Here is a 4,743-nt window from a genome sequence, read left to right as displayed (position 1 = left end):
TTTTAATGGAAATTGACATATCAATATTTATTGAACAGTTGTACATGTTGGTATATAAGTTTGTGTCGGGATGAGGGCAACCCGACCTACATTGCTATAGACACCCAAAAGATTATGTTATAATTCATATATAAACTAATCAATTGGATTTTAATGTTTAAAAGAGTTATCAAACTAAAAAACTCTCTCATCCCAGGAGGAGCAATCTCTCTGCTCCTGATTCTCTTTGCATTTCTACTATTCTACACCCTCTTCATCTCCCAAGACCAGACCAATATCACCGAACTAAATCCTAGAGTCTTCTCACTATTAAAATTTACACTATACCAAGCTTTTTTATCAACCTTGCTCTCCATGATAGTAGGTGTTCTTTTAGCTTGGAGTCTAGCACATCAACAGAAGTTCAGGGGTCGTTCTGTACTGGTAGCCATATTCTCTTCCTCTCTAGTTCTACCAACACTTATTGTGGTTTTTGGACTCATAGCTGTACTTGGTCGAAATGGTTGGCTCAATCAGATTAGCCTCTACCTCTTTGACTACTCTTTTGGAAGTTATCTCTATGGTTTGGTTGGTATCTTGGTGGCTCATGTCTATCTCAATGCCTCTTTTGCCTCTGCTTCTCTCTTGCACTCCTTTGAGTCTATCCCAAAAGAGAAGTACAAACTAGCAAAGTCACTAAACTTTACAACTTTTCAGAGATTTAGATATATAGAGTTTCCTGCTATCAAATCTAGCTTGTTAACTATCTCATCAACCATTTTTTTACTATGTTTTACCTCTTTTGCGATAGTACTTGTTTTGGGTGGGTCACCATCGTACAATACTTTGGAAGTGGCTATCTATGAAGCTGTTAAACTTGATTTTGATATTGCTATGGCTCTAAAACTAGCTTTGATTCAGCTCACTATCTCCACTCTATTTGTTGTTCTATCTTCTAACTTTAGAATAAATTTAACAAATCTAAAGACCTCATCAATCCCTATTCCTTGGGCTGAACCAAAGATTATCAGATATTTTCAAGGCTCTATTATTGCTCTATTTACACTATTTTTCACCCTACCACTATTTGCTATAGTAGCTGATGGAGTAGGTTCTGATTTCTCCAAGATATTAGGCTCCCAACTGTTTCAAAAATCCTTTATAACAAGCATATCTCTAGCCACTGTCTCTAGTATTTTGACCGTAATATTTGCCCTACTACTAAGTGATACTAGACGAAACTTCACCCTAAAGAGTCGCTTGGAGGGATATAGATTCTCAAAACTTTTTAATCTCATTATAGCATTCTCTGGAAATCTATATCTCGCTATCCCCTCACTCATTATGGGTTTAGGATTTTTTCTTATGTCACAAAAGTTTGAAGCACCTCTTGTTTTATGGTCTATTGTGGCACTTATTACTGCAAATATACTCATGTCTCTACCCTTTGCACTTGCCACACTAAGCCCCATTATGCAAAAGACCGCAGAGCGTTATGACAAATTGACTTTTTCACTAAATCTTACCACTATTCAACGGTGGCTCTATATTGAACTTCCTTATCTCAAATCGTCATTGGGCTACATCTTTGCACTCTCATTCTGCTTTTCACTAGGAGATTTGGGTATCATTGCACTCTTTGGCTCTGATGAGTTTTCAACTCTTCCTTGGTATCTCTATCAGCTTATGGGGTCTTATCGAACTGCTGATGCGAGTGGTGTGGCTTTGATACTTTTGGGGATTACACTTGGGGCGTTTACTATTTTACCCAAGATAGTGAACCAATTAAATCTCATAACCAAACCCCATTCCGAATAAAATAGAAAATTGGATAAGCCGTAACTAAAACCACATAAACCCCATTAAATATCATCGAAAGCTTAAATCCCTTACCTCTATCCTCATCTAACATCTTTACAACACCAACTCTCATCCCATAAAAAGTACCTAAAAAGAGCAGACTATAAATCAGATAACCAACGAAATAGTAGTCACTCTGCAAAAAACAGAACGGACAGTGGTGAGTTGGCAACTCATAGATATAAGTACCAAAAAACTGAATCAAAGATATAAGTGCCACCACAATAAATGCCAAATTAGAAATAGCAAAAAGATACTGATACCTCATCATATAAAAAATTACCATAAACAGGAAATTCCCATAAAATAGTGTCAACATCACCGTTGTATCAATAGAAAATATCCCTGAAATAGCAGAAGTAGATGAACTAGAGTAGAGCGTACCACAACAGCTCACCATCTTGTCAATATCAATAGAACCAAACATCACCCCTTCCAAAACTATCTCCACCAACAAAAAAAGAAAAGCCACGATAAAAAACTCAAACTTCAATCGTGTATAGGGAAGATTTGGGCTTTTGATATCAAGATAATGCAGAGTCAACCAAAACCCAAAAAGATAGAGATTCATAAGCTTCAAAATAAGCAAATACGACCCATAATCGGTAGCATCCACCACCCCTGCCCCACACATCGCCCCTGTTAGAAGTGTTGAGATTTTATCAAGAGTAAAAACAAAAAAGAGAAAGAGAGGAAGCTTAATCGCAAAGATATATTTGATAATCGTAGCAGCCAAAAAACTCTGTTTCTCCAAACCATATTGTTCTTGGGTTGTAGCACTCATATCCCACTTGATAAAAATCCTCACCGAAAGCACAAATGCCACCAATGAAAAGAGCAAAAAGATACTGTTGAGTATCAATATCGCCAAAACTTCAGGAGCCAATATCATAAGATTTTCCCTCCTTGCACCTCAATCACCCTATCAACAATATCCAAATTAAAAAAGAGTGGGTCATGTGTAGCCACCACTATCGTCTTGCCACTATCTTTTAATCCTCTCAATATCTCTATAAAATCCAAAGACAACTTCTCATCCAAATTCGCCGTTGGCTCATCAGCGATAATTATCTTGGGGTCATTAATATGAGCTCTAGCAATCGCCACCCTCTGTTGCTCTCCCCCAGAGAGACTGCGTACCATTGTATCCTTTTTATGAGCAATATTAAACTGCTCCATCACCCTATCAAGCTTCGCTTTAGCCTCAACCTCATCAGGATTGGTCGGTACAAGTGGTAGCAGGATATTATCTTGCACAGAGAGCGTAGGGATGAGATTATACTTCTGAAAGATAAACCCAATATCCTGTTGCCGATAATCCGAAGCAAAATTATCAGGAAGTTTTGAGACTCGTTTCTCATTGACTATCACCTCCCCTATCGTTGGCTTGGTTAGTGCTGCGATAAGTGAGAGTATAGTACTTTTTCCACTTCCACTTACCCCTTTTAAAACAACTAGTTCACCCTCTTTAATGTTTATGGTAATATTGTCTAAGGCTGTTACGCTGTTGTTTTTGTTTATTTCGTATGTTTTTGTTGTGTTTTTTAAGGTTATCATCGTATCACCTCATCCACCTCCAGCGTAGCCGCCCTCCAAGAGGGAATAATCGTAGCCGCAATATAGATAGGAACCGACAAAAAGAAGACCAAAAAGAGTGTCTGAATCTCAAAAACAAACGGTAACTCAAACGAGGTCTTTAGCTGTGAATATCCCACAAATATCTCTCGTAAAAGTGGAGCTTGAAGCAGATATACAAACCCAAAAGCAGAGAGTATCCCAAAGAGATATGCCAAAAATGAGAGTATAAATGACTCATAAAACTTCTCTTTGAGTATATCATCTACCCTCCACCCTATCGCTTTGAGTATCCCAATCTCTCGTTTCTCTTCGCTACTAAGCCCACTTGCTTTGTCATAGATAATCATAAAAAAAGTAAAGAGAGCCACCACAAATAGAGCCAAAAAAACACCACTCTTATAGTCAAAGATATTTTGATAACTTATCTTCAAATCCGTTGAACTTATCACCCGTGTATCAGGATACATTAGCTTTATCTTGGAAGCCACTGTGGTCACCTCCTCTGGATTGGGAACTTTGACCACAATATCAGTCGCTTTGCCCTCCTGCATATCAAAAATCTCTCGCACATCCTCTTTTGACATCAGTATCATATCGTTGGATTCTAGCTCCGTATCCCCATCAAACACACCTGCCACTGTTACTTTTTTCAGACTACCATCAGGCTTGATAAAGTTAAAATACTCCTTGTAGTAGCTACTACTCATCACCTCTTTGACCCCTCTTCCCACGACCATAGAACTCTGACTACTCAACTCCTCAAAATCAAATTTTTCAACCAATTTGGCAAAACTATCTTTGTATTGAGCCTCATACTGCTCAATGCCAACCACAGAGAAGTTGACCCCTGCATTTTCAAAATAGTAGTAACCCCACACTCTAGGCACGGCTTCACTCACCCCTGCGATGGTCAAAATTTCATCGGCTACAGAGGTATCTATATCATAATGTCGCCCTGCTTTTATCTTCTGTACAGTTATCTGAGGTAAGGCATCAACGGTCGATTGAAGTTCATGTTTTATGGAACCTGTGATTAAGAAAACGGCTGTTAGCAGTGCCGTTAATAGAGTGAAGACGACTAAGATGAAAATATTTTTACTCTTGGCTCTTAATAAGGCGTTGATGGCGAACTCTATTAAGTATAGGTTTAGGTTATTTTTCATTGTAGACCTTCATCACAAAATTCAAAAAAAGCAGTAAGAATCACACTCTTAGCAAACTCTTCATCTTTAAAATCTATATCAATACTTTCTAAAAATTGCTCAAAGTCATCTCTAATATACTTATAAACAAGAGAGTATTGATACTCTATATTTGATTTTTTTA

4 protein-coding genes are annotated in these 4,743 nt (G+C 37.8%); 1 reads left to right on the top strand and 3 read right to left on the bottom strand.

Annotated elements, in window-relative coordinates; all coding sequences use genetic code 11:
* Positions 1 to 153 precede the first annotated feature (153 nt).
* Complete coding sequence (locus GSY74_RS09065) at positions 154 to 1,797, top strand: ABC transporter permease subunit (RefSeq protein ID WP_164664785.1); 1,644 nt, start codon at positions 154 to 156, stop codon at positions 1,795 to 1,797.
* Here GSY74_RS09065 and GSY74_RS09060 read toward each other — a convergent pair.
* Genes GSY74_RS09060 through GSY74_RS09050 form a run of 3 tightly spaced genes read right to left on the bottom strand, consistent with a single transcriptional unit; the run spans position 1,772 to position 4,580 of the window.
* Positions 1,772 to 2,731, bottom strand: coding sequence for a hypothetical protein (locus tag GSY74_RS09060; protein ID WP_164664784.1), 960 nt, complete (start codon positions 2,729 to 2,731; stop codon positions 1,772 to 1,774). The two genes, GSY74_RS09065 and GSY74_RS09060, sit on opposite strands and share 26 nt — an antisense overlap.
* The gene (locus tag GSY74_RS09055; RefSeq protein ID WP_164664783.1) at positions 2,728 to 3,396 is read right to left on the bottom strand and encodes an ABC transporter ATP-binding protein; all 669 of its coding nucleotides are present in this window, start codon (positions 3,394 to 3,396) and stop codon (positions 2,728 to 2,730) included. Before GSY74_RS09055 ends, GSY74_RS09060 begins: the two co-directional genes overlap by 4 nt.
* The gene (locus GSY74_RS09050) at positions 3,393 to 4,580 is read right to left on the bottom strand and encodes an ABC transporter permease (RefSeq protein ID WP_164664782.1); all 1,188 of its coding nucleotides are present in this window, start codon (positions 4,578 to 4,580) and stop codon (positions 3,393 to 3,395) included. The genes GSY74_RS09055 and GSY74_RS09050 overlap by 4 nt, the downstream gene beginning before the upstream one ends.
* Between the last annotated feature and the right edge of the window lie 163 nt (positions 4,581 to 4,743).

It is taken from the genome of Sulfurovum sp. bin170 (genome assembly GCF_010892395.1).
Lineage (GTDB): Bacteria > Campylobacterota > Campylobacteria > Campylobacterales > Sulfurovaceae > UBA1140.
Note: the sequence above shows the minus strand (reverse complement) of the source record. Positions and strands in the feature narration are given on the sequence as shown.

What these genes read in the sequence shown, in the direction of transcription:
- GSY74_RS09065 (WP_164664785.1), top strand. Translation starts at nt 154, where the DNA reads ATGTTTAAAAGAGTTATCAAACTAAAAAACTCTCTCATCCCAGGAGGA.
- GSY74_RS09060 (WP_164664784.1), bottom strand. Translation starts at nt 2,731, where the DNA reads ATGATATTGGCTCCTGAAGTTTTGGCGATATTGATACTCAACAGTATC.
- GSY74_RS09055 (WP_164664783.1), bottom strand. Translation starts at nt 3,396, where the DNA reads ATGATAACCTTAAAAAACACAACAAAAACATACGAAATAAACAAAAAC.
- GSY74_RS09050 (WP_164664782.1), bottom strand. Translation starts at nt 4,580, where the DNA reads ATGAAAAATAACCTAAACCTATACTTAATAGAGTTCGCCATCAACGCC.